Origin of the sequence: Rhodanobacter sp. FDAARGOS 1247 (assembly GCF_016889805.1) — a bacterium.
Taxonomy (GTDB): Bacteria; Pseudomonadota; Gammaproteobacteria; order Xanthomonadales; family Rhodanobacteraceae; genus Rhodanobacter.
Genome location: NZ_CP069535.1, coordinates 2,002,504 through 2,026,650 on the forward strand (window position 1 = coordinate 2,002,504; position 24,147 = coordinate 2,026,650).

Genomic DNA, 24,147 nt, shown 5'->3' on the forward strand with positions numbered 1-24,147 from the left:
ACGAGTTCATTCACAGAGTCCCGCATGACCACTGCCTCCACCACCGACATCCTCGAACAGCGCAGCCGCCGCGACGCCCGTCACGAGCGGCTGTTTCGCTGGCTGCTGAAGGGCTGCGCGCTGATCGTGCTGGCGGCCCTGCTCGGCGCCGCCGGCGCCACGCTGTGGGGTGGCCGCGAGGCGTTCGCCACGTTTGGCTGGCACTTCCTGGTCAGCTCGGAATGGGACCCGGGCAACGACGTCTACGGTGCGCTGGTGCCGGTCTACGGCACCCTCGCCACCTCGTTCATCGCGTTGCTGATCGCCGTGCCGATCAGCTTCGGCATCGCCGTCTATCTGTCCGAAGTCGCGCCGACCTGGCTGCGTACGCCGATCGCCTCGGCGATCGAACTTCTGGCCGGCATCCCCTCGATCATCTACGGCATGTGGGGGCTTTTCATCTTCGCCCCGTTCTTCGCCGAACACATCAAGCCGTGGCTGACCAACAACCTCGGCAACAAGCCCGAAGACGGCCAGCTGTCGTGGGTGGCCGAACACGTACCCTTCGTGGGCAAGCTGTTCGGCAGCGACTATCCGTTCGGCGCCAGCATCCTGGTGGCCGGCATCGTGCTGGCGATCATGATCATCCCGTTCATCTCCTCGGTGATGCGCGAGGTGTTCCAGACCGTGCCGACCCGGCTGAAGGAGTCGGCCTATGCGCTGGGCTCCAGCACCTGGGAGGTGTCGTGGGACATCGTGCTGCCATACACCCGCTCGGCGGTGATCGGCGGCATCTTCCTCGGCCTCGGCCGCGCGCTGGGCGAAACCATGGCGGTGACCTTCGTGCTCGGCAACGCGGTGCACCTGTCGGCGTCGCTGCTCGATCCGGGTACCTCGATCGCCTCGACCATCGCCAACCAGTTCAGTGAAGCGGCGGGCCTGCAGAAGTCTTCGCTGATGGCGCTGGCCTTCCTGCTGTTCGTGGTCACCTTCATCGTGCTGCTGATCGCGCGGCTGATGTTGCGACGGCTGGCCAGCAAGGAGGGGCGCTGATGAACACCTTGTACCTGCGCCGCCGCATCGCCAACGCGCTGGCGATGGTGCTGAGCCTGCTGGCCACCCTGGTCGGCCTGGCCTTCCTGGCATGGATCCTGTGGGAAACCCTGCGCCAGGGCATCAGCGCGCTGGATCTGAAACTGTTCACGAAGATCACCGCCTATGGCGAGGACGGCGGCTTGGCCAACGCGATGGTCGGCAGCCTGGTGATCAATTTCATCGGCATCGCGATCGCCACCCCGATCGGCGTGCTGGCCGGCACCTGGCTGGCCGAGTACGCGAACCGCACCAAGCTGGGCGAGTCGATCCGATTCCTCAACGACATCCTGCTGTCCGCGCCGTCGATCGTGATGGGCCTGTTCGTCTACACCATCATCGTGCTGCCCAGCACCGCCCTCACCCACGGTTCGACCACGTTCTCCGGTTTCGCCGGCGGCGTGGCGCTGGCGCTGATCGCGCTCCCGGTCATCGTGCGCACCACCGACGAGATGCTGCGGCTGGTGCCCTCCACCCTGCGCGAGGCAGCGCTGTCGCTGGGCGTGCCGCAGTGGAAGCTGACCCTGCAGATCCTGATCCGCGCCGCCCGTTCGGGCATCATCACCGGCGTGCTGCTGGCGCTGGCACGGATCAGCGGCGAGACTGCGCCGCTGCTGTTCACCGCGTTCGGCAACAACTACATGGCCGTCAATCCGCTGGAGAAGATGTCCAGCCTGCCGCAGATCATCTACCAGTACGCCAACGACCCGGGCGACGCGATGCATGCCCTGGCCTGGGCCGGCGCGTTCGTGATCACCATGTTCGTGCTGCTGCTGAGCCTGGCCTCGCGCCTGATCCTTTCCCGCACCAAGGTGTCCCATGACTGATTCCGCCCTCGCCACGAACCCGGCGCCGGTGGCGCCCGCAGCGGCGGCGGCGCCCAAGATCACCGTGCGCGACCTGCACTTTTACTACAACGGCTTCCATGCGCTGAAAGGCATCAACATGGATATCCCGGAAAAGCAGGTCACCGCGATCATCGGCCCGTCCGGCTGTGGCAAGTCCACCCTGCTGCGCATCTTCAACCGCATCTACGCGATCTATCCGAAGCTGGAGGCCAAGGGCGAGATCCTGCTGGACGGCGACAACATCCTCGACCCGCGCTATTCGATGAACCGCCTGCGCAGCAAGGTCGGCATGGTGTTCCAGAAGCCGGTGCCGTTCCCGATGACGATCTTCGAGAACGTGGCCTACGGCATCCGCCACCACGAGAAACTGTCGCGCAAGGACATGGAAGGCCGGGTCGAACAGGCCCTGCGCAACGCGGCACTGTGGGACGAGGTGAAGGACAAGCTCAAGCAGAACGCGCTCGGCCTCTCCGGCGGCCAGCAGCAGCGCCTGTGCATCGCCCGCGCGATCGCGCTGAAGCCCGAGGTGCTGTTGCTGGACGAACCCACCTCGGCGCTGGACCCGATCGCCACCGGCCGTATCGAACAACTGGTGGAAGAACTGAAAAGCCAGTTCACCATCGTCATCGTCACCCACAACATGCAGCAGGCCGCGCGCGTTTCCGACCAGACCGCCTTCATGTACCTGGGCGAGCTGATCGAGTTCGACCGCACCGAGAAGATCTTCACCAAGCCGGGCAAGAAGCAGACCGAGGATTACATCACCGGGCGGTTTGGCTGAGAGCCCGGGACCCTTTGCGGCGTCATTCCCGCGAAAGCGGGAATCCACCTTGACCCGACTCTTTCGCACGAAAGCAAAATGGATTTCCCACTTTCGCGGGAATGACGGCTCAGAAAGCTGATTGAACACTTCGAGGCAACCATGAACACCGGCACCGACCACATCATCAAGAGTTACGACAGCGAGCTGACCCGGCTCACCGGCGAGATCGTGCGCATGGGCGAGCTGTCGGTGAGCCAGCTGGAAGCAGCCATCGACGTGCTGGAACGCCGCGACGAGCGCGCCGCCCAGCGGGTGGTCGGCAACGACGAGGCGATCGACCAGCTGGAGCACGAGATCGGTCACGACGTGGTGCGCCTGCTGGCGCTGCGGGCACCGATGGCCGGCGACCTGCGCAACGTGTATGCCGCGCTGCGGATTGCGTCGGACATCGAGCGCATCGGCGATTACGCGGCCAACGTGGCGAAGCGCTCGATTCCGCTGTCGATGGTGGCGCCGGTCGCCCCGGTCCACGGCCTGAACCACCTGGCCAGGCTGGCCGCCGAGGAAGTACGCGAGGTGCTGGCCGCCTACCGCGACCGCGACGTCGAACGCGCCTACCAGGTGTGGAAGAACGACGTGGTGCTGGACGAGGCCTATACCGGCTACTTCCGCCAGTTGCTAACCTACATGATGGAAGACCCGCGCAACATCACGCCGTGCACCCATCTGCTGTTCATGGCCAAGAACATCGAGCGCATCGGCGACCACGCCACCAACATCGCCGAGAACATCTGGTTCCAGGTCACCGGCGAACCGCTGGACAAGCAGCGCAGCAAGCGCGATCTCACCTCGAGCCCGGAGATCACCAAGCTCGGCGAGTAGGCGTTTGCCTGCTCCTGCTAGCTCGCGGTGAGCTTGAGGCCGACGATGCCGACCAGGATCAGCGCGACGCACAGCAGCCGCGGCAGCGTGGCCGGATCGCCGAACAGCACGATGCCCAGCGCCACCGCGCCGACCGCGCCGATGCCGGTCCAGATCGCATACGCCGTGCCGATCGGCAGCATTTTCACCGCCATCGCCAGCAACATGATGCTGACCGCCATGGCCGCCAGCGTGCCGATCGTGGGCCACAGCCGGGTAAAACCTTCGGTGTACTTGAGGCCGATGGCCCAGACCACTTCGAACAGGCCGGCCAGCAGCAGATAGATCCACGCCATGTGGTGTTCCTCTGTGTGTGGCAGGGCCGTCCCCGCGATGGAAAAGTGCACAGGGTCGTCCCTGCTCACGCTACCGCTACGGCAGCCCGCGCGTCTCGCGTCGACGCTTGATGCCGCGCACGATGCCGTAGCTGCCGATCAGCAACCAGGCCACCTGCATGATGAACGCCGACAGGTTGAAGCTACCGAAGCCCAACGACAGCATCACGCCGATCGCACCCAGCACATTCATCAGCTGGTAGACCAGTCCGCTGCCCTGCAGCTTGCGCTCCTGCAGCAGGAAAAACGCCAGCAGCACCAGCGCCACGCCGAGGTAACCGGCCCAGTCGTACCAGAAGAAACTCATCGCTTCGCGCTCCGCTGACGCAACGCCTCGAACAGCACCACGCCGGTGGCGACGGAGACGTTGAGGCTTTCCATCGTGCCCGGCATCGGGATCTTCGCCACGAAATCGCACAACTCGCGGGTCAGCCGGCGGATGCCCTCGCCTTCGCTGCCCAGCACCAGCGCCACCGGCCCCTTGAAGTCGACGCCGTAGATGGTGGTGTCGGTATCGCCGGCCAGGCCGGTGATCCACACGCCCGCGTCCTTCAGTTCACGCAGCGTGCGCGCCAGGTTGGTCACCGCGATCAGCGGCACCCGGTCGGCACCGCCGGCCGAAGCGCGGCGCACCACCGGTGTCAGCCCGACCGCGCGATCCTTCGGCACGATCACCGCGGTGACCTTGGCGGCCGCCGCACTGCGCAGGCAGGCACCGAGGTTGTGCGGATCGGTGACGCCGTCCAGCACCAGCACCAGGGCATCGCTGCCGTCGCGTTCCAGCAGGCCGGCCAGGTCGTTCTCGTGCGCCGCGGGCGCGGCTTCATAACGTGCCGCCACGCCCTGGTGGCGCGCTTCGCCGGCATGCTTGTCCAGCTCGTCGCGCGGCCGGTGCAGCACCGGGATGTTCAACTTCTTCGCGCGTTCGGCCAGCTCCAGCACGCGGGCGTTGCGCTGGCCATTCTCGACCAGCACTTCGCGCACCCGCTCGGCATCGTTGCTCAGCGCACCTTCGACCGGGTTGATCCCGACGATCCAGCTCTCACTCATGACTTGCCTTTCGGTTTGGGACGACGCCGCGAAGCCTTCTTCGCGGTGGGCGCGGCGGCCGGAGCGTGGCCACGCTTGGGCGAAGCCTCCTTGCGCGGACCACGGGAGGAGGACGCATCAGCCTTGCGGGCCGGACGCTGCGCGCCGCGTGCCGTTGACGACGAACGCGGCGGCGGATTATCGCTCACCGCCGCCTTGCGCGGAGCCGGTGTTGGCGCAGGCGCGGCAACTTCAACTTCCTTGCGCCCGAACGCGCGGCCGATCGCCTTGGCCGCGCGGCCGAACACGCCTGGTGCCTTGGCGGTTGCCGCGGCTTTCTTCGGCAGCGAATAGCGCTCGCCGCTGGCCGCATAGTCGTACGCCTTGCCACTGCCGGTCGGCGGCGTCGCCGGGGTACGCGGTGAGACCAGCCGGAAGTCGATCTTGCGGTCCTCCAGGCTGGCGCGCAGCACCTGGATGCGCACGTGGTCGCCCAGGCGGAACTGTGCGCCGGTGCGCTCGCCCTTGAGCAATTTGCGGGTGGCGTCGAAGTGGTAGTAGTCGTTGGCGAGCTGGCTGATGTGGACCAGGCCGGACACCTTCGACTCGTCCAGTTCCACGAACAGGCCGAACGAGGTGACGCCGGTGACCACGCCGTCGAACTCGCTGCCGATGTGCTTTTCCATCCACGCGCATTTGAAGCGCTCGTCGACGTCGCGCTCGGCTTCCTCGGCGCGGCGTTCGCGCTGCGAGCAGTGGATCGCCATCGCCGCCATGTCGCTGGGGCTGTAGGTGTAGTCGGCCGGCTTGCGACCGGTCAGCGCATAGCGGATCGCCCGATGCACCAGCAAGTCCGGATAGCGGCGGATCGGCGAGGTGAAGTGCGCGTAGGCGGTGAGCGCCAGGCCGAAGTGGCCGCGGTTGTCGGGCTGGTACGCGGCCATGCTCTGCGAGCGCAGCAGCACGTTCTGGATCAGTTCGCGCTCGGGGCGGTCGTGCACCATGCGCAGGATCTCGGCGAAGTCCGCCGGGGTCACCTCGTCGACCGGCGGCATGCGCAGCTTGAACTCGCGCAGGAACTGCTGCAGGTCTTCGTACTTCTCGGCCGGCGGCGGCTCGTGGGCGCGGAACAGCGCGGGGACTTTCTTCTTCTCGAGGAACAGCGCCGCCTGCACGTTGGCGGCGATCATGCATTCCTCGATCAGCTTGTGCGCGTCGTTGCGCTCGGTGGCGCCCATCGACTCGACGCTGCCGCTCTGGTCGAGGCGGAACTTCACTTCCGGCGTCTCGAAGTCGATCGCGCCGCGCCGCTTGCGCTGGCCGGCCATCGCCTTGTACAGCGCGTGCAGGTTTTCCAGCTGCGGCAGCACGTCGGCCACTTCGTAGCGGGCGTCCTTGTCGCGCAGGCCGACCGCCTGCCACACCTTGTCGTAGGTGAGCCGGGCGTGCGACAGCATCACCGCGTCGTAGAACTTCGACTTGGTGACATTGCCCTCTGCATCGACCAGCATGTCGCAGACCATGCACAGCCGTTCGACGTTCGGGTTCAGCGAGCAGATGCCGTTGGACAGCGTCTCCGGCAGCATCGGCACCACGAAGCCCGGGAAGTAGGTCGAGGTGCTGCGTTCGTAGGCCTCGCGATCCAGCGCGTTGCCGACCTGCACGTAGTGCGACACGTCGGCGATCGCCACGATCAGCCGCCAGCCACCGCCACGCTTCGGCTCGGCATACACGGCGTCGTCGAAGTCGCGTGCGTCGGCGCCGTCGATGGTCACCAGCGGCAGCTTGCGGATGTCGGTGCGGCCTTCGCGCTCGGCGGCGGTCACCACCGCTTCCACCTGGGCCGCGTCGCGCAGCACTTCGGCCGGCCATTCGTGCGGCAGGTCGTGGCTGGCGATTGCCATCTCCACCACCAGCGATGGCTGCAGGCGTTCGCCCAGCACGGCGCGGATTTCGCCCACCGGACCACGCTGGGCGGTGGGCGGCGCGGTGATCTCGACCACCACGATCTGGCCCGACTTCGCGCCCTGCTCCGTGCCTGGCTTGATCATCACGTCATGATTGAGGCGGCGGTCGTCGGGCGTCACCAGGGTCACGCCGTCATCGATCACCACCCGGCCGACCAGTCGCGGCGAACGCCGCTCCAGCACTTCGGCGATCGCGCCCTGCTTGCGGCCGCGGCGGTCGATGCCGACCACGCTGGCCAGCACGCGGTCGCCATGCATCACCGCGCGCATCTGCTGCGGCGACAGGTACAGGTCTTCGCCGCCCTCGTCCGGGCGCAGGAAGCCATAGCCTTCGGCATTGGCCAGCACGCGGCCGGCGATCAGGTCCAGCTTCTGGGTCGGCGCGTAGCCGCCACGGCGGCCAAGCAGCATCTGGCCATCGCGCACCATCGCGCCGAGGCGCTTGCGCAGGGCTTCGAGATCGGTTTCTTCGTGGATGCCGAGCGCTTCGGCAATGCGCGCTTCGGTCAACAGCTCGCCGCGCTCTTCAAGCAGGGCGAGGATCGCCTCGCGGCTGGGGATCGGGCGCGCATAACGCTGCGCCTCGCGATCGGCATGGGGATCACGCACGGCGCCTGCGGCGGCCCGGGTGCGCTTGTCCGGCGTGGCTGCAGCGCGCGGTGTCCGCTTGGCGGATTTCTTCGCGGGATGCGAGTCCTGGGGATGGCCGGACTTGGGGGGAGTTTTTCTGGTCACTCAGTATCCTTGTGATGTTTGCGCCGCGGAGAATGCCACGTCGCGAGAGATGGTTGTGAAAAAGTGTTGACAAGCCGTCGGCAGATGCCTAAATTACGCGGCTCACGCAGCTCGCTGAGCAACGTGACACCTGCCCAGGTGGCGGAATTGGTAGACGCACTAGCTTCAGGTGCTAGCGGGGGCAACTCCGTGGAGGTTCGAGTCCTCTCCTGGGCACCAATTGTAAACGAAGGCCGCCTAACAAGGCGGCCTTCGTCTTTTCCGGGTTTGATTGAAGTCAGGAAGGCCGATGGCACTCAAGCAGTCGGCGGCCCCTTCAACTCGACCATGTTTCCCTGCGGGTCGTACAGATAGATCGACGGACCCTCGCCCTGCGCGCCGTAACGCGAGCCCAGTTCGCCGACGCGCACGCCGTGCGACTTCAGGTGGGCCAGGATCGCCGCCTCGTCGTAATCCTCCACGCGCAGGCACAGGTGATCCATGTTGTGGCCTTGCGCGCCCGGCGCGGCGCCGCCGTGGCGACCCAGCTTGCCGTCGATGGCGACCAGGTCGATCAGCGAACGGCCGGCGCGCAGTTGCACCAGGCCGATCTCGTCCTGCCGACGCTCCTCGCGGCAGCCAAGCACGTCGCAGTAGAAACGCTGCATGGCGTCGCTGTCGATGACACGCAACACCACATGGTCGATGTCGGCGATCCGAATCATGCGCACTCCCGATCGATGAGGCAGTCGAGCATAACCCAGGGTGGTCCGGCAGCTCCCTGAACCGGGCGCCGGCGGGCCGCGACAGCCCTCGTTCCCCCTGTATAATCGCCGCGGTAAACGCATGGTGGGAGAAGCGGCCCGTCCCTCGCAGGACACGGCCGCTGCCGAAGACGCAACGCCCGTAATCGCTCAGGCCCCCATACCACCATGCGTGAACACTCTGGAGAGAGCGGCTGAAGCCGCCGCCGAAGGGGCACGAGACGCCGCCGCGTTTCCAAACTCTCAGGCAAAAGGACAGAGGGGCGCCCCGCGTGCGGCACGACACGCCAGTCTTCGGATGCCCAGCCATGAGCCACAACCCCACTTCCCTGCGTGACCTCGAAAACCACGGCGCCTTCATCGAACGCCACATCGGCCCGGATGACGCCGAGATCGCGCAGATGCTGCGCGTGGTCGGCCACGATTCGCTGGAGTCGATGACCGACGCCATCGTGCCCGCCTCGATCAAGTCCGCCGCACCGCTGGCCTTGCCCACGGCGATCACCGAAGAAGAAGCGCTGGCCAAGATCCGCGCGATCGCCGATCACAACCAGGTGTTCCGCAGCTTCATCGGCCAGGGCTATTACGGCACGCTGACGCCCAACGTCATCCTGCGCAACATCCTGGAAAACCCGGCCTGGTACACCGCCTACACGCCTTACCAGGCGGAGATCTCGCAGGGTCGCATGGAGGCGCTGATCAACTTCCAGACGATGTGCGCCGACCTCACCGGCATGGAGATCGCCAACGCCTCGCTGCTGGACGAAGCCACCGCCGCGGCCGAGGCGATGACCCTGGCCAAGCGCTCGAGCAAGAACAAGGGCAACGCCATCGTGGTGTTCGGCGATGCCCACCCGCAGACCATCGAGGTGATGCGCACCCGCGCCGAGCCGCTGGGCCTGACGATCACCCTGGCCGATTCCGCCGAGGCCTGGGATGCCGCGATCGCCGCGGACGACTACTTCGCGGCGCTGATCCAGTACCCGGCCAGCAGCGGCTGGCTGCTGGACTGGAGCGAGGAAGTGGCGAAGATCCATGCCAAGGGCGCGCTGGCGATCTTCGCCACCGACCTGCTGGCGCTGACCCTGTTGAAGTCGCCGGGCGAAATGGGCGCCGACATCGTGATCGGCAACACCCAGCGCTTCGGCGTGCCGTTCGGATTCGGCGGTCCGCATGCCGCCTTCATGGCCTGCCGCGACGCGTACAAGCGCTCGATGCCGGGCCGCCTGATCGGCGTCTCCATCGATGCCGAGGGCAACAAGGCCTATCGCCTCACCTTGCAGACGCGCGAACAGCACATCCGCCGCGAGAAGGCCACCAGCAACATCTGCACCGCCCAGGTGCTGCTTGCCGTGATGGCCTCGATGTACGCCGTCTACCACGGTCCCAAGGGCCTCGCCCGCATCGCTTCCCGTGTGGCGCGGCTCACCGCGATCCTCAAGGCCGGCCTGCAGCAGCTCGGCTTCACCGCCAGCCACCACGACAGCGCGTTCGACACGATCAGCCTGAAGACCGGCGATCGCACCGACGCCATCGCCGCCCGCGCGGTGGCGCTGGGCGCCAACCTGCGCAAGGCCTGGGGCGAGTACCTGTGCATCTCGCTGGACGAGACCACCACCCGCGCCGACATCGAACTGCTGTGGCGCATCTTCGGTGGCGATGACGCGCAGTTGCCCGGCATCGACGAACTGGACGCCAGCGCGCCGTCGCTGATCCCGCAGGCACTGCAGCGCACCTCGCCGTTCCTCACCCACCCGGTGTTCAACACGCATCACAGCGAGCACGAACTGCTGCGCTACCTGCGCGCGCTGGCCGACAAGGACCTGGCGATGGATCGCACGATGATCCCGCTGGGCTCGTGCACGATGAAGCTCAACGCCACCGCCGAGATGATCCCGGTCACCTGGCCGGAATTCGCCAACATCCATCCGTTCGCACCCGCCGCGCAGACCCAGGGTTACCAGGAACTGATCGCCGGGCTGGAAGCGCAACTGGTGGAGATCACCGGCTACGACGCGGTGAGCCTGCAGCCGAACTCCGGCGCCCAGGGCGAATACGCGGGCCTGCTGGCGATTCGTGCGTATCACCAGTCGCGCGGCGAAGGCCATCGCGACATCTGCCTGATCCCCGAATCCGCCCACGGCACCAACCCGGCGTCCGCCCACCTGTGCGGCATGAAGGTGGTGGTCACCAAGTGCGACGCGAACGGCAACGTGGACCTGGAAGACATCCGCGCGCAGGCCGCGAAGCACTCGGCCAACCTCGCCGCGATCATGCTGACCTACCCGTCCACCCACGGCGTGTTCGAGGAAGACGTGGTCGCCATCTGCGACATCGTCCACCAGCACGGCGGACAGGTGTACACCGACGGCGCCAACATGAACGCGCTGGTCGGCGTGGCCAAGCCCGGCAAGTGGGGCTCGGACGTCAGCCACCTCAACCTGCACAAGACCTTCTGCATCCCGCACGGCGGCGGCGGCCCGGGCGTGGGCCCGTGCGCGGTGCGTTCGCACCTGGCGCCGTTCCTGCCGGGCGCGCTGGGCAACGACGGCGCGCGCACCGAGGGCACCGGCAACGGCGCGATGGTCAGCGCCGCCACGTTCGGCAGCGCGTCGATCCTGCCGATCAGCTGGATGTACATCACCATGATGGGCCAGCAGGGCCTGCGCAAGGCCACCCAGATGGCCCTGCTCAATGCCAACTACGTGGCGAAACGGCTGGCGCCGCACTACCCCACCCTGTACACCGGCCGCAACGGCCTGGTCGCGCATGAATGCATCCTCGACCTGCGCCCGCTGAAGGACGCGACGGGCATCGGCGCCGAGGACGTGGCCAAGCGGCTGATCGACTTCGGCTTCCACGCGCCCACGCTGAGCTTCCCGGTCTCCGGCACGCTGATGGTGGAACCGACCGAAAGCGAATCGCGGGTCGAGCTCGACCGCTTCATCGACGCGATGATCCAGATCCGCGACGAGATCCGCGCCGTCGAGGAAGGCAAGCTGGACCGCGAGGACAACCCGCTCACCAACGCGCCGCACACCGCCACCATGGTCAGCGCCAGCGAGTGGACCCACGCCTACCCGCGCGAACTGGCCGCCTTCCCGCTGGCCAGCCTGAAGCTGCAGAAATACTGGCCGCCGGTGGCCCGCGTCGACAACGTCTACGGCGACAAGAACATCATGTGTTCGTGCATCCCGGTGGATGCGTACCGGGAAGACGTCGAAGCGTAACCATCGGTCGATCGTCCGATGCGAAGGCCCCGCCACGGCGGGGCCTTTTTTATGGTGGAAAACCCCGGCTAGAACCCGCGCAGGTCGTCCACCGGCAGCGCCAGCTTCGCGCCGGTGATGCGTTCCAGGGTGCGACCCAGCACCTCGACGTTGTTGTCGAAGCTGCCATGCCCCGCGTCGATGGCGACCTCCGGGTGCAGGCAGGTGGGCACCTTGTCCACATCGATGACTTCGGTGCGCTTGCCCAGGCCGGTCTGCTTCGCCACTTGGCGCCAGTTGCCCAGCGCCTCGGCCGTGCTGGACGAACCGTCCCAGCCCTTGTACCCGGCGTCCATCACGTTCGCCAGGCCGAGGATCGGCGTGCGCACATCCAGCTCCAGGGCGTTGGACACCAGGTACAGCAGCGACTTGCGATAGATCGCCGCGGTGTTGTCGTCACGCTCGTTGCGGTCGGACAGGATGCCCAGGTAAAGCCGCTGCATCAGGGCATCGTGTGGCGCGTAGTGGCGGTTGGCGAACTGCACGGTGCAGGCCGGCGCGTACAGGTGGATGGATGCGGTCTGCGCCTCCAGCCCGCGCGCGGCCAGCAGGTCGACCAGGTAGCCATGGAAGATCGAACCGGCGGAGTGGCCGACCAGGTGGATCTCCAGCTGGTCGCCCCAGGTCTTGGCCAGGTTCTGCAGCGCCGTCACCAGCAGGTCGCCGCCCCGCGTGGGCAGGCTGGCGGCTTCGGCGTTTTCCTTCATCTCGCTCCAGATCGGCCGCGCCAGCGGACGGCCGACGGTGCGCTCGACGAGGATGTCGGTGGCGTCGCTGATCTTCTCGCGAATGCCGCCGGCCCGCGGCGGCTCGCGCCGGAACTTGTCGGCGAAGATGTCGCCGATCGATTCGAGCATGCCGGTCTTCCAGATCACGAACAGCGGATAGCAGCCGTTGCCGATGAAGTAGCGCCCCATCGCCCGCGCGCGTTCGATCGCCGCGGCCTCGCTGTTGAGTCCGCCGTGGGCATAGATCACCAGCCGCTTGGTCGTCGCCTTCTGCTGGCGGAACCACTGGTCCGGCAGCGTGCAGGCCTGGAACAGCAGCGAGCGACTCATCTCGTCCTGGGTGAGGTAGCGCGTCACCCGGCCGTCGTTGCCCAGCACCACGCTGTGCTCGTAGGCGGTGGCCTCGTCCCACCACAGGCTGCGGTTGGTGCCGACACGGCTGCTGCCACCCTTGCTGCCCGCCGCGAGCTGGCCCAGCACCACGCCCGACACGCCCATCGCGGCCACCCATGCGTCCATGCCGTTGGCCAGCCAGTCGGCGTAGGTCAGCACGGCGAAACCGCCGCAGCCCCAGCTCTTGCCCCAGGAGTTCTGCACCACGAAGCCGTCGGTGTTGAAACCGACCAGGGCGAAGGCGTGGCCGTCGTCGTGCGAGGGTTTGCCGTCGAACGCGATCACCGGCAGGCTGTCGTGCCCGGCCAGCTTCCGGCGCACGGTCGGCACGTCCTGCCAGCCCTGGTGCGTGTTGGCCGACACGTAGATCGCGCCCACTTCGTGGATCGCCGCCTGCAGGTCGCTGATCGTCTTCAGCTCGATCCGGTAATACACGCCCAGCGTGTTGGCGGTGGCGCGGGTGGCGTAACCGAACTTCGGCGGCTGCGTGTCCTCCTGCCGATACGGCCAGTCGACCTCCATGCAGACGCCGTGGTGATACCAGCCCTTCAGCGCGCCACGGCAGCTCGAACCGTCGTAGTTCTCGCCCGCGTATTCGTCGTAGCGGCGGGCGAAGTTGTAGAACATGCGCGGGCTGACCGAAGCCAGTCGACCCGGCATCCCGCTCTTGCGCCAGCGCAGGTAGTTGACCACGCAGGCCAGGCCGAAACCGGTGCACGCGCCTTCCTGCCCTTGGTCGAGGATCAGGCCGGCCCCGGTATAGGCCGGCAGGAACTCGTTGATCTGCGCATCGGTGGGGTAACGATCCGGCAGGCTGGCCGGCGGCGGCTGGTAGGCGCGATCGCGCAGGTCGACCGGGTCCTTGCTGGCGTCGAGTTTCGCCGCGCCCGTCGCCGCCGCTGCGACGGCCTTGCGAGCCGCGCCGGCCTTGCGAGTCGCACCCACGCCGCGAACGGCCACCGGCCAGACCGACGCGGCCAGCTGGAACACGTTGCGGAAGCTTGCCAGTCCGTAGCTGCCGCCGTTGACCAGCTTGCGTGCCGCCGCGTAGTTGTTCGCCGCCAGCGCCGTGCGCATCCTGTCCGCCGCGTGCGCCAGGAACAGCGCCAGCAGCACGGCCGCCACCTCGGGCGCGTTGGCCAGGTCCGGAAAGGCTTCGATGTCGACGCCGATCAGGGCCGCGTAGGTGTGGTAGTTCGCCCGCCCCGTCAGCTGCACGAAGCCGCGGCCCCGATAGCGCGCGCCGTCGCCGGGCTGGTCGTTGCCCAGCGACTTGCGTCCGTCGTAGGCACTGAACGCGGGCAGCCCCGGCGTGGTGTTGAAGTGCGAGGGAAACTCGGCGATCGGCACGAAGCCTTCGCTCTCGGCGCGGATAGTGCCCAGCGCGGCGCAGATCATCATGCGGTCGCGCAGCCCTGCCGCGCCCAGCGCTGCCGCCACGTAAGGCAGGTAGCGCACGATGTTGGACTTCTTGGTGGCCGGGAACAGCCGCTGCACCGCGTCCACCGTCAGCGGTACCGCCATCGGTTGTGGTTGCATCATGCCGAGCAGGCCCTGGCAGCACGGCCCGATCACCGCATCGGCGACCATCCCGATGCCGGCCTGCCATCGCCGCGCCGCCGCGTCGACCTGCTCGTCGAAAATGTCGCCCGTCGCCAATCCCGGAAAGTCGCGCGCGTCGTCGCCGAGTACCCCGGCCAGGCGCTTGCGCAGCGTGGCGACATCGTTCCCGGAATTCCCCTTGACCAGCAGCAGTGTTGCCATGACGTATCTCCCCTCGTCCGTGGTGAAGGCTACGAAACACGGCGGCAGCATACGCTCGGTTCGGGGGCGGCACATGGCCCGCGGCGCCGGGAAAAACCGGCCACGGCAACGCGCACGAAGCGTGCCAGCGAACGCGATCTGCCGGCGTCGATCGCCGGTCCGACAGGCCTGGCGCCGGTCAGCTTGCCGCCACGATGCAGTCCCGGCCCTGCTGCTTGGCCCGGTACAGCCGCTTGTCGACGCTGTCGAGGAAGCCGCGCAGCTCGTCGGCGTGCGCGGGAATGCAGGTGGCCGCGCCGACGCTGATGGTCAGCACCGGGCCGACCGCGGACTGCGCATGGGGAATCTGCTCGGCCAGGATCAGGTCGCGGCAGCGCGCGGCCAGCTTGTGCGACGCCGCCTCGTCGGTTTCCGGCAGCAGCAGCACGAATTCCTCGCCGCCGAAACGCGCCAGCAGGTCGCGTGCGCGGGTCGCGGCGGAAGCCAGCAGCCAGGCGACGCGCTTCAGGCAGGCGTCGCCTTCGAGGTGGCCGTAGCAGTCGTTGTACTGCTTGAAGTAGTCGATATCGATCATCAGCAACGACAGCGGCTGGCGGTTGCGCCACGCGTTGCTCCATTCCAGTTCCATCAGCGCATCGAAGCGGCGCCGGTTGGCCACGCCGGTGAGGCCGTCGCGGAAGGACAGTTCCTCCAGTTCCTTCTGCAGGCTCGCCAGTTTCTGTTCGGTCTGCTTGCGTTCGCTGATGTCGAACATGAAGCCGATCAGCGAATCGACCGAACCGTCCGCCCGGCGCACCACGTGCACCACGTCGCGAATCCACACGTAGTGGCCGTCGCGGGTCAGCGCCCGGTAGTCGGCTTCATGATCGACACCGGCCTGCGATTGCGCCACGCAGAAATTCAGCACCCACTCGCGATCCTGCGGATGCATGCGGCTGGCCCAGTCGCCCACCGTCTGCCAGCTCGCCGGCGTCCAGCCCAGCAGCGCCTCGATCTGCGGTCCGATATAGGCGAACTGCTTGCTGTCCCAGTCGATCTTCCAGGGAATGGCCTTGGTGGACTCCAGCAGTGTGCGGTAGACGGTGCTGTCGGGTTCCAGCTTTTCGAAATCGGCCATCGCTCTCGGACTCAAGCATGAAGACGGGTCGCCGCAGCTGCGCGGCGATCGCGCCAGCCGGCGCGCAGACGCAAGGTACATCGTCCGCCGGGCGTATCGCCAATCGCACCAGGCGGCGCCCGCTGGTGCAAGCGGGCGCCGTCACGGGCAAGCGGATCAGCCGCCGTTCTTCGCCAGCCAGGCGTCGATCGCGGGCAGCCGTTCCTTGCGCACCATCTGCCGGTACTGGATGTTCGCGATCACCGTCTCCGCCGCGCGGCGCGAGCCCTTGGCGATGTGTGCGTCGGCATAGGCGTTGATCTTGTCGATCATCGCCGGATCATTGGAGCTGGCGCCGATGCCCGGGTAGTAGCGGCTGCTGGAGGTGGAGTCAACCAGCTTGTCGATCTGCGCCCGGTGCGCCATCGCGAATTCCCAAGCCATGTCGGGGTGCTCGTAGCCCACCGCACGGATCATGCCGGCGCTGTTGGTGGCGCCCGGTTCGTCGGTCAACGCCAGCTCCAGCGCGCGTTTGGCCAGCGCCTTGTCCTTGCTGATCGAAAGCAGCGCATACAGGCGATCCTTGATCAGCGGCGTGGTCTCGGCCTTGGCCTTCGCATGCAGCTGGTCCCAGCCCGCCGCGTCGGCGTTGCGTGCCACCACCGCATAGATGGTCTTGCGCAGGGCCGCCGGCACGGCCTTCGGATCGGTGTCCTGCGCGGCGTAGCGACGCTGCACTTCACTGATCACGTCGGCATCGCCGAGGTCGGCCAGCACGCCGATCAGCTGGGTGCGCAGGATCGTGGTGGGGTCGCCCTCGTCGGCCTTCGCCTCCCAGCCCACGCGGGCAAACACCGGCTTCAGCTGCTTGATCGCGAACGCATCAAGACGCGCCTGACGCGCGTCGTCGCCGCGGTAATAGCCGTGCAGGCCGGAGAAGCTGCCGGCGATGTTGCCCCAGATCTGCGGGTCGGCATCGGCCGGGGTGACCTGGGCCAGGTCGAGGTAGCTGGACGCCGGCTGCAGGCCGGCCATGCCCAGCGCCCAGCTGTCGCCCATCAGGCCCATCTGGTCGATCGGCGCCAGCTTGGCGAACTGGCCCTTGATCGCGGCGAATTCCGCCGGCGTGTACAGCGTGCGGTAGTAGCCGCTCTGCCCCGCGTTCACCAGCACCGGGCCGCAGCCGGCCACGTCCAGCGTGGCCTTGCCGTCCACCACGGTGCGGGCGACCTCGCTGCCGCCGATGCTCTGCGCGATCACCGGCACGTGCCACTTCAGCGGCGTCTTGTTCGGGCGATCCTTGGTGAACTCGCCCTGGCTCAGGGTCAGCGTGGTCTTGCCGTTGCTGCACGCGGACGACGCCACGCGGATCAGCGGAATGCCCGGCTGCAGGGTGAAGTCGTGCGCAATCTGGGTGACCGGCTTGCCGGCCGCGCCCTGCACCGCCTTCCACAGGTCGTCCGACACCGTGTTGCCGTAGGCGTGGGCCTTGATGTAGTTGCGCACGCCGGCGCGCCAGGCATCGGGGCCGACATAGGCTTCCAGCATGTTGATCACCGCCTCGCCCTTGGCGTAGGTGATCGCGTCGAACGCCTGGCTGGCCTGCTCCACCGTCTCCACGTGCTGCACCACCGGGTGCGTGGTGGCGACCGCGTCGCGCGACATCGCGCCCTCGCGCGTGCCCACCGCATCCAGGTGCGTATGCCACTCCGGGTGCAGCTTCTCGGTGGTGCGCGCGGCCATCCACGAGGCAAAGCCTTCGTTGAGCCACAGGTCGTCCCACCAGCGCATCGTCACCAGGTCGCCGAACCACTGGTGCGCCATTTCGTGGGCGGCGGTGTTGAACACCGCTTGCTTGTCCGACTGAGTCGAGAAGCTCGGGTCCAGCAGCAAGGCGTATTCGAAGGTGTAGATCGCGCCCCAGTTCTCCATCGCCGAGAAGAACTGGCTGCTGCCCGGCGAGGCGATGTTGTCCAGCTTGGGCAGCGGATACTTCACGCCGAAATAGTCGTTGTATTCCTTCAGCACGGCCGCGCCGGACTGCAGGGTGAAGCCGGCCTGTGCCTTCTTGCCCTTCTGCGTGATCACGCCGATCTCGGTGCCGTCGGCCATGGTGGTGGCGCGCTCGAACTCGCCCAGGCCGAAGAACAGCAGGTAGGTCGACATCTTCGGCGACGGCTGGAACGTCACGCGACTCATGCCGTTGCCCAGGTCCTTGGTCGAGGCGACGGGCATGTTGCTCACCGCCATCTCGTCGCTGGGCACGGTCACGGCGAGGTTGAAGGTGGCCTTGTAGGCCGGCTCGTCCCAGGACGGGATGAAGCGGCGGGCGTCGGAGTTCTCGAACTGGGTGTACAGCGCGCGCTTCTTGCCCGCCGTGGTGTCGTAGTCGATCGCGAACAGGCCGTTGGCCTGGGTGCCGATCTTGCCGGTGTAGCTCATCGCCAGCTGGTAGGTCCCGGCAGGCAGCGGCTGGGCGAAGGTGAACGTCGCCGTCTGCGCCTTCGCATCCACCGTCACCTTGGGCGCGGCGATGGCGATCTTCAGCCTGGTCGGGGTCAGGCGCACCGACGAGAACGTCATGTCGATCGCGTTGAGCGTGATGCTGTGGGTCGGCTGCAGCACGTCGACGGTCACCGTCACCTGGCCGTCGAAGCTCAGCTTGTCCGCATGCGGCGTCACCGCCACGTCGTAGTGGCTGGGCCGCACCGTGCGCGGCAGCTGGGTGGTGGCCAGGTCGGCCGCGGACATCGCCGCCGGCGTGGCCGCCATGGCCGTCATCGAAACGCCAGCGAGCGCCAGGGCGATCGCGGAAACCAGCAAGGTGCTGCGCATGAGTATCTTCCGTGTCAGGGTGGGCGAAGTGCGGAATGCCGCGGGCCGACGGAAACCCGGCGCCGAGGCGGTCATTCCCGCGATGGTGGCGCGCATGCCCCGGCGCCGGAAAGCGCCGGAAGTCATGGGCGAGCCTGGTCGACCTTCGCGGGCCAGCGCCCGGTTCAGCGCGCCCGCGCCAACGCCCGGCCCAGGTGCAGGCTGCGGTTGCGGCAGATGTCGAAGCCCTGCACCGTCATCCGCCGCCCGTCGACAAAGTCCACGCGGAAGTCGCGGCGGCAGCCGCCTTCGCGCTGCACCGCCAGCGTGGTCACGCTGTTCGCCTGCAAGGAGCGGTAGCCGACGGCCAGCGGCTCCCAGCGCATGCCGTCCATCGTGGCGGACACCGCCGTCACGTTGCTTGCCGAATCGTTGACCACGTCGACGTAGTGGACCGAGGCGGCCTGCGCCATCGACAACACGCCGCCAGACAACAGCAGAACCAGAAGTGCACGCATCAGTCATACCTCGCGGAGTCATTCGGGGGAACCGGCCGGCGTCTTCGCGGCGCCGCCGGGCGATCGGGCAGATCCTTCGTGACGCGCGCGAAACACCTGCAAGCCGCGCCACACATGGATCATGGATGCGACTGGAGCGCGCGGGGTTGCGCGTGACTGATGGCACGGGTTCGTCGCGGGCACCGCCAGAACCGGCCTGTCGCGGCGCTGAACCGCAACGTTTGCGATGACCCGCCACGCCGTCAACGCGTGGCGCCGAACGGCGTTCTCCTTCCGGCATGCCGCCGTTCGTCCGGCACGACATGGCAGTACCCCACCGCCGGGCTCACACACTGAAGGACACCGTCATGAACCACGCTTCGATGATCCGCCTCGGTCTGCTCAGCCTGATCGCCTGCACCGCGTTCGCCAGCGCCAGCGCGATGGCCACCGACACCACCGTCCCCGGTCACCCCCGCGTCAACGAGGTCAACCAGCGCATCGACAACCAGCAGGCGCGCACCGCCAAAGGCGTCGCCAACGGCACCATCACGCCGCAGCAGGCAGCCAACGACCAGCGCCGCGCCGCCAACATCGCCCAGCGCGAAAGCGCCGCCGAAGCGAAGCACAACGGCCACCTGACCAAAGGCGAAACCCGCCGCCTCAACCGCGCGGAAAACCGCAACAGCCGCGCGATTCATCGCCAGCGTCATTGATCGGTGGCGCAGGAGAGGTCTCGATGCCGGGGCCTTTTCCTATTGCTTTGGCGCAACCATGACGGCATTTCGCCGCCGTCAGAAGCTTCTGCCCCGATGCAGTTGGCGCAGCCTCAGCCGGGCGCCGCGTCCACCGGCAAGACCAGGCCGCGCTTGAGCGTGTCCAGCGCCACGCGGGTACGAAAGCGTTTCACATTGGCGTTGGCGGCGACCAGCCGTTGCATCAGCGCATCGTAGTCGTCGACATCGCGCGCGGTCACCACCAGCACGTAGTCGCCATCGCCGGTCACGTACCACGCCTGCTGGATCGCCGGCTCCGCCGCGATCCACTGGCGCAGGCTGGCCAGCAGCTCGGGCCGTTCGCGCTCGACCTCGAGATCGGCGATCACGGTGAGCCGCCGGTCCACGCTGCGCGGATCGATCAGCGCCACCTCCGCCACGATCACGCCCTCCTCCCGTAGCCTCGCCATGCGACGCTGCACGGCCGACGCCGACAGGCCGATGTCGGCGCCGATCATCTCGGCGGAGCGTCGCGCATCGCGCTGCACGATCGCGAGGATCCGGCGATCGAATTTGTCCAGTTCGGCAGGCATCGGGCGAAAACACCTCGTGGTGCGGGAAGAAAACCCGTTTCGCGGGCGAACAACGCCACTTCGCCGCGCCGCGGAAACCTAGCATAGGTCGTCGCCTCCCACGTCATTGCGAGCCCTCGCCCATGCCCACGCACACCCGCATCGAACACGTCCTCGACGCCTCGCACCACATCGATCCGGTGTTCCTGGATTCGCCCACGCTCACCAACGTCGCCTTCGACGCGGCGCTGCACTGCCAGCTGGTCGCCAAGGACGAAACCGCCAACCCGATCGGCTCGTTCAAGGGCCGCGGCACCGAGCTGTTCGCCGCGCTGGCGCTGCCGCCGGGCGAACCGGTGGTCTGCGCGTCCGCCGGCAATTTCGGCCAGGGCCTGGCGCGTGCAGCGATCCGGCGCGGCCACACCTGCACCGTGTTCGCCGCGGAAACCGCCAACCCGGTGAAGCTGGACGCGATGCGCCGGCTGGGCGCCGAGGTGCGGCTGGCCGGCATCGATTTCGACGCGGCCAAGGACGCCGCTCGCCACCATGCCGCCGCCGGCCTGCGCTTCGTCGAGGACGGCAGCGAGGCCGAGCTGGCCGAAGGCGCCGGCACGCTCGCACTCGAACTCGCCGCGTCGACGTCGTTCGACGCCATCGTGGTGCAACTGGGCAACGGCGCACTGCTGGCCGGCGTCGGCACCGCGATCCGGCACGTGGCGCCGCACGCGGAAATCATCGCGGTGGTGGCGGCCGGCGCGCCGGCGATGAAGCTGTCGATCGACGCCGGCCACGTCGTCGAGACCGCCCGCACCGACACCATCGCCGACGGCATCGCGGTGCGCGTGCCGATTGCCGCCACGCTGACGCACCTTCGTACGTGCTGCGACGACGTGGTCGCCGTGTCCGAGGCGCGGATCTTCGAGGCGATGCGTCTCATCCACCACCACCTCGGCATTGCAGTGGAACCATCCGGCGCGGTCGGCGTGGCGGCCATCCTCGACGACCCGGAGCGCTTCGCCGGCCGCCGCGTGGCGACGATCCTCTGCGGCGGCAACCTGTCGCCAGCGATGCGCGAGCGCCTGCTGGCGGCGTGAGCACACCCTTCTCCCGGAGCACGCACACCGATGAAACTCCTCTACCAGACGCACTCGCCCTACGCCCGCAAGGTGCTCGTCGCCGCCCACGAACTCGGCCTGCAGCACCGGCTCGAGGTGATGCATCACGACACCAGCCCCACCCGCCGCAACGACGAAGTGTTTGGGCTCAACCCGCTCGGCAAGGTGCCCGTGTTGATCGTCGACGACGACCTGGCGCTGTTCGACTCCAGCGTGATCTGCGAATACCTCGACGGCCTGCACAGCGGTGCGAAACTGATCCCGACCGAGCACGGCGGCCGCTACCGCGCCCTGCGCCGGCAGGCACTCGCGCTGGGCATGGCCGACGCCGGCATCGCCGCGCGCTGGGAGTCCGAGCGCCGTCCCGAAGCCTCACGCTGGCCGCCTATGCTGCAAGGCCAGCTTGAAAAGATCGCCGCCGCCTGCGATTTCCTCGAGCAGGAAATCGGCGAGGCAACAGTCACGGAAACCGTCCCCGACATCGGCGACATCGCGCTGGCCACCACGTTGAGCTGGATCGCCTTCCGCAACGTCTACCCCTTCGCGGCAGGACGTCCCCGCTTGTCATCCTGGTACAACCGCTTCAGCGCGCGGCCGTCGATGCAGGCCACCACGCTCGTGGGCGACACCTGCGACTGAGCGCGCCGCTCGCTTCACTCCCTCCCTCAACGGATATCCCCATGAGCTCCCTCTGGACCGAGCTGCTGATCCTGCACGGCCACATCGCCGACCCGCGCCTGCTGCGCAGACTGGCGTCGCCCGAATCATCCACGCCGCCAACGATCGTGACGCACACGGCCAGGCCGTCGACACGCTGGTGGTGGCGGCTCTGCCTCGGCGTCGGCGATGGAATTCTCCGCCGGCAGTGAACCACCGACCTGGATCGATGCACCGGTTGGCTGCCGACGAGTGGCGCGACGCCGACATCCACACCACAACGAACCCATTCAAGGAAAAGCCCCGAATCCGGGGGCTCTTCCTCGCATCAGCCAAACCGCTACGCCTCCGGCGGTGGCTGCATCTTCACCAATACATCCTCGAACTCGGCGATGGTCGTCTCCAGCGCATCGTGCAATTTGCTCTGCTGGTCCATCAGGTTCGCAATCCGGTCCGCCTGCTTCAGCTTCGACAACTCGCCGTCGTACAACAGCCAGGCTGCGGTCAGCGCCTCCACATTGTTCTTGGAGTAATGCCGCATCTCCTTCAACTGCGCCAGCGTGTCGCCAATGTGGTCGATCGGTGTCTTGACGTGTTCGTCGGACATGGTGTTCTCCCGCTGCGGTTGATCCGGTCGCGGGCACCGTAGATCGGCGGATGCGAAGTTCAGGTCAACACGCTGCGGCAGGGAAAGCGTCGACGCCCCTTCGAACATGCCAACCAATGGCTGGAGCGGATCTCCTCGCTAAAGCACCATGAAAAAGCCCCGCGATGCGGGGCTTTTCTCAACGACATTCGCGATCAGGCGAACGGATCATCAAGGCTGATGGTGTCGTCGCGATCCGCGCCGGTGGCGACCAGAGCCAGCTTGCAACCCGACAGTTCCTCGACCGCACGCAGGTACGCACGCGCCGCCGGCGGCAGCTTGTTCCATTCGCGGATGCCGGCGGTGGATTCCTGCCAGCCGGGGAATTCCAGGTAGACCGGCTTGCACTCGTCCCAGCCGTCGGCGTCGAGCGGGGCCAGTTCGCGGCGCTTGCCCCGGTATTCGTAGGCGATGCAGACCTTGATGGTTTCCAGACCGTCGAGCACGTCGAGCTTGGTGATGGCCAGGCCGTTGATGCCGTTGATCTGGGTGGCGCGCTTGAGCGCGACCAGGTCGATCCAGCCGCAGCGGCGCGGACGGCCGGTGCTGGCGCCGAATTCGTTGCCGACCTTGCGCAGGCGCTCGCCCATTTCGTCGTGCAGCTCGGTGGGGAACGGGCCGCTGCCGACGCGGGTGGCGTAGGCCTTGCAGATGCCCAGCACGTAGTCGATGTCGCGCGCGCCCACGCCGGTGCCGGCCAGCGCGCCGCCGATGGTGGTGTTGGACGAGGTGACGTAGGGATAGGTGCCGTGGTCGATGTCCAGCAGCGCGCCCTGGGCGCCCTCGTACAGGATGTTGCCGCCTTCGGCGCGCACGTCATGCAGGATGGTGGCGACGTCGTCGACCAGCGGACGGATGTATTCGCCCCAGGCCAGCGCGTCGTCGAGAACCTTCTGGTAGTCGACCGGCTCGACCTTCAGCCACTGGGTGAGGATGAAGTTGTGGTAGTCGACCGCGGTCTTGATCAGCGCCGGCAGCTCGTGCGGGTACATCAGGTCGGCCACGCGCACGCTGCGGCGGGCGACCTTGTCCTCGTACGCCGGGCCGATGCCGCGGCCGGTGGTACCGATGGCCTTGCCGCCGGCAGCGATCTCGCGCGCTTTGTCCACCGCGATGTGGTACGGCATGATCAGCGGCGTGGCCGGGCTGATCTTGAGGCGCGAGCGCACTTCGACGCCGTTGGCCTCGAGCTCGGCGATCTCGCTGATCAACGCCTCGGGGGACAGCACCACGCCGTTGCCGATCAGGCACAGCGCGTCGTCGCGCAGGATGCCCGAGGGGATCAGGTGCAGCACGGTCTTCTTGCCCTTGATCACCAGCGTGTGGCCGGCGTTGTGGCCGCCCTGGAAGCGCGCCACCGCACTGACCCGCTCGGTCAGCAGGTCGACGATCTTGCCCTTGCCTTCGTCGCCCCACTGGGCTCCGAGGATGACTACTGACTTGCCCATTGCATTACTCCGGGAGGTTT

General features: G+C 67.4%; 21 protein-coding genes, 1 tRNA gene and 1 riboswitch. Of the genes, 10 read left to right on the plus strand and 12 right to left on the minus strand.

Annotation, left to right across the window (positions count from 1 at the left end; all coding sequences use genetic code 11):
* Positions 1 to 24: 24 nt before the first annotated feature.
* The 4 genes from pstC to phoU all read left to right on the plus strand — a co-directional run bounded on the left by pstC (position 25) and on the right by phoU (position 3,564).
* Positions 25 to 1,032, plus strand: coding sequence for a phosphate ABC transporter permease subunit PstC (pstC, locus tag I6J77_RS09085; RefSeq protein ID WP_204108743.1), 1,008 nt, complete (start codon positions 25 to 27; stop codon positions 1,030 to 1,032).
* Positions 1,032 to 1,898 (plus strand): phosphate ABC transporter permease PstA, encoded by an 867-nt coding sequence (pstA, locus tag I6J77_RS09090; RefSeq protein WP_204108744.1) that lies wholly within the window; start codon positions 1,032 to 1,034, stop codon positions 1,896 to 1,898. The genes pstC and pstA overlap by 1 nt, the downstream gene beginning before the upstream one ends.
* Positions 1,891 to 2,700: a phosphate ABC transporter ATP-binding protein PstB gene (gene pstB / locus I6J77_RS09095; RefSeq protein ID WP_204108745.1), complete on the plus strand. Its 810-nt coding sequence runs from the start codon at positions 1,891 to 1,893 to the stop codon at positions 2,698 to 2,700. Before pstA ends, pstB begins: the two co-directional genes overlap by 8 nt.
* A gap of 141 nt (positions 2,701 to 2,841) precedes the next feature.
* The gene (gene phoU, locus I6J77_RS09100; protein WP_204108746.1) at positions 2,842 to 3,564 is read left to right on the plus strand and encodes a phosphate signaling complex protein PhoU; all 723 of its coding nucleotides are present in this window, start codon (positions 2,842 to 2,844) and stop codon (positions 3,562 to 3,564) included.
* 17 nt (positions 3,565 to 3,581) lie between these two features.
* On the opposite strand, the gene sugE is transcribed toward phoU, so the two are convergent.
* The 4 genes from sugE to rnr form a co-directional block, all read right to left on the minus strand.
* Positions 3,582 to 3,899, minus strand: a complete 318-nt coding sequence (gene sugE / locus I6J77_RS09105) for a quaternary ammonium compound efflux SMR transporter SugE (protein ID WP_204108747.1) — start codon at positions 3,897 to 3,899, stop codon at positions 3,582 to 3,584.
* A 76-nt stretch (positions 3,900 to 3,975) separates the two neighbouring features.
* Entirely contained in the window at positions 3,976 to 4,245 is a 270-nt protein-coding gene (locus tag I6J77_RS09110; RefSeq protein WP_204108748.1) for a hypothetical protein, read from the minus strand.
* Positions 4,242 to 4,988 carry a 23S rRNA (guanosine(2251)-2'-O)-methyltransferase RlmB gene (gene rlmB, locus I6J77_RS09115; protein ID WP_056717562.1) on the minus strand — a complete coding sequence of 249 codons (747 nt, stop codon included), beginning with the start codon at positions 4,986 to 4,988 and terminating at the stop codon, positions 4,242 to 4,244. Before rlmB ends, I6J77_RS09110 begins: the two co-directional genes overlap by 4 nt.
* The gene (gene rnr / locus I6J77_RS09120) at positions 4,985 to 7,543 is read right to left on the minus strand and encodes a ribonuclease R (RefSeq protein WP_204111445.1); all 2,559 of its coding nucleotides are present in this window, start codon (positions 7,541 to 7,543) and stop codon (positions 4,985 to 4,987) included. The genes rlmB and rnr overlap by 4 nt, the downstream gene beginning before the upstream one ends.
* 258 nt (positions 7,544 to 7,801) lie before the next feature.
* Between rnr and I6J77_RS09125 the strand changes: the two genes are divergently transcribed.
* Positions 7,802 to 7,888: transfer RNA gene (locus tag I6J77_RS09125), tRNA-Leu, on the plus strand.
* Positions 7,889 to 7,965: 77 nt separating this feature from the next.
* Here the strand turns inward: I6J77_RS09125 and I6J77_RS09130 are convergent.
* On the minus strand, positions 7,966 to 8,373 hold the full coding sequence (locus I6J77_RS09130) for a VOC family protein (protein ID WP_204108749.1): 408 nt from the start codon (positions 8,371 to 8,373) through the stop codon (positions 7,966 to 7,968).
* A 210-nt stretch (positions 8,374 to 8,583) separates the two neighbouring features.
* Positions 8,584 to 8,681, plus strand: a riboswitch (glycine riboswitch).
* A gap of 39 nt (positions 8,682 to 8,720) precedes the next feature.
* Between I6J77_RS09130 and gcvP the strand changes: the two genes are divergently transcribed.
* Positions 8,721 to 11,642 carry an aminomethyl-transferring glycine dehydrogenase gene (gene gcvP, locus I6J77_RS09135; RefSeq protein ID WP_204108750.1) on the plus strand — a complete coding sequence of 974 codons (2,922 nt, stop codon included), beginning with the start codon at positions 8,721 to 8,723 and terminating at the stop codon, positions 11,640 to 11,642.
* Positions 11,643 to 11,710: 68 nt separating this feature from the next.
* Here gcvP and I6J77_RS09140 read toward each other — a convergent pair whose 3' ends face one another.
* The 4 genes from I6J77_RS09140 to I6J77_RS09155 all read right to left on the minus strand — a co-directional run bounded on the left by I6J77_RS09140 (position 11,711) and on the right by I6J77_RS09155 (position 18,994).
* A complete protein-coding gene (locus I6J77_RS09140) occupies positions 11,711 to 14,566 on the minus strand; it encodes a C1 family peptidase (protein WP_204108751.1) in 2,856 nt (951 codons plus the stop codon).
* Between the two features lie 178 nt (positions 14,567 to 14,744).
* Complete coding sequence (locus I6J77_RS09145; protein ID WP_204108752.1) at positions 14,745 to 15,683, minus strand: sensor domain-containing diguanylate cyclase; 939 nt, start codon at positions 15,681 to 15,683, stop codon at positions 14,745 to 14,747.
* Between the two features lie 156 nt (positions 15,684 to 15,839).
* Positions 15,840 to 18,497 carry a M1 family metallopeptidase gene (locus I6J77_RS09150; RefSeq protein ID WP_204108753.1) on the minus strand — a complete coding sequence of 886 codons (2,658 nt, stop codon included), beginning with the start codon at positions 18,495 to 18,497 and terminating at the stop codon, positions 15,840 to 15,842.
* Positions 18,498 to 18,661: 164 nt separating this feature from the next.
* On the minus strand, positions 18,662 to 18,994 hold the full coding sequence (locus I6J77_RS09155) for a hypothetical protein (protein WP_204108754.1): 333 nt from the start codon (positions 18,992 to 18,994) through the stop codon (positions 18,662 to 18,664).
* Positions 18,995 to 19,341: 347 nt separating this feature from the next.
* Here I6J77_RS09155 and I6J77_RS09160 point away from each other — a divergent pair, with 347 nt between their 5' ends.
* A complete protein-coding gene (locus tag I6J77_RS09160) occupies positions 19,342 to 19,689 on the plus strand; it encodes a hypothetical protein (protein ID WP_204108755.1) in 348 nt (115 codons plus the stop codon).
* A gap of 113 nt (positions 19,690 to 19,802) precedes the next feature.
* Here the strand turns inward: I6J77_RS09160 and I6J77_RS09165 are convergent, their stop codons facing one another.
* Positions 19,803 to 20,282: an Lrp/AsnC family transcriptional regulator gene (locus I6J77_RS09165; RefSeq protein ID WP_204108756.1), complete on the minus strand. Its 480-nt coding sequence runs from the start codon at positions 20,280 to 20,282 to the stop codon at positions 19,803 to 19,805.
* Positions 20,283 to 20,404: 122 nt separating this feature from the next.
* Between I6J77_RS09165 and I6J77_RS09170 the strand changes: the two genes are divergently transcribed.
* The 3 genes from I6J77_RS09170 to I6J77_RS09180 are packed head-to-tail and all read left to right on the plus strand — an operon-like array spanning position 20,405 to position 22,245.
* Positions 20,405 to 21,355 (plus strand): threonine/serine dehydratase, encoded by a 951-nt coding sequence (locus I6J77_RS09170; protein ID WP_204108757.1) that lies wholly within the window; start codon positions 20,405 to 20,407, stop codon positions 21,353 to 21,355.
* Between the two features lie 30 nt (positions 21,356 to 21,385).
* The gene (locus tag I6J77_RS09175) at positions 21,386 to 22,015 is read left to right on the plus strand and encodes a glutathione S-transferase family protein (RefSeq protein ID WP_204108758.1); all 630 of its coding nucleotides are present in this window, start codon (positions 21,386 to 21,388) and stop codon (positions 22,013 to 22,015) included.
* 41 nt (positions 22,016 to 22,056) lie between these two features.
* Positions 22,057 to 22,245, plus strand: a complete 189-nt coding sequence (locus I6J77_RS09180) for a hypothetical protein (protein ID WP_204108759.1) — start codon at positions 22,057 to 22,059, stop codon at positions 22,243 to 22,245.
* Between the two features lie 128 nt (positions 22,246 to 22,373).
* On the opposite strand, the gene I6J77_RS09185 is transcribed toward I6J77_RS09180, so the two are convergent.
* Positions 22,374 to 22,640: a hypothetical protein gene (locus I6J77_RS09185; protein ID WP_204108760.1), complete on the minus strand. Its 267-nt coding sequence runs from the start codon at positions 22,638 to 22,640 to the stop codon at positions 22,374 to 22,376.
* A gap of 194 nt (positions 22,641 to 22,834) precedes the next feature.
* Complete coding sequence (locus tag I6J77_RS09190; protein ID WP_056717581.1) at positions 22,835 to 24,127, minus strand: adenylosuccinate synthase; 1,293 nt, start codon at positions 24,125 to 24,127, stop codon at positions 22,835 to 22,837.
* Between the last annotated feature and the right edge of the window lie 20 nt (positions 24,128 to 24,147).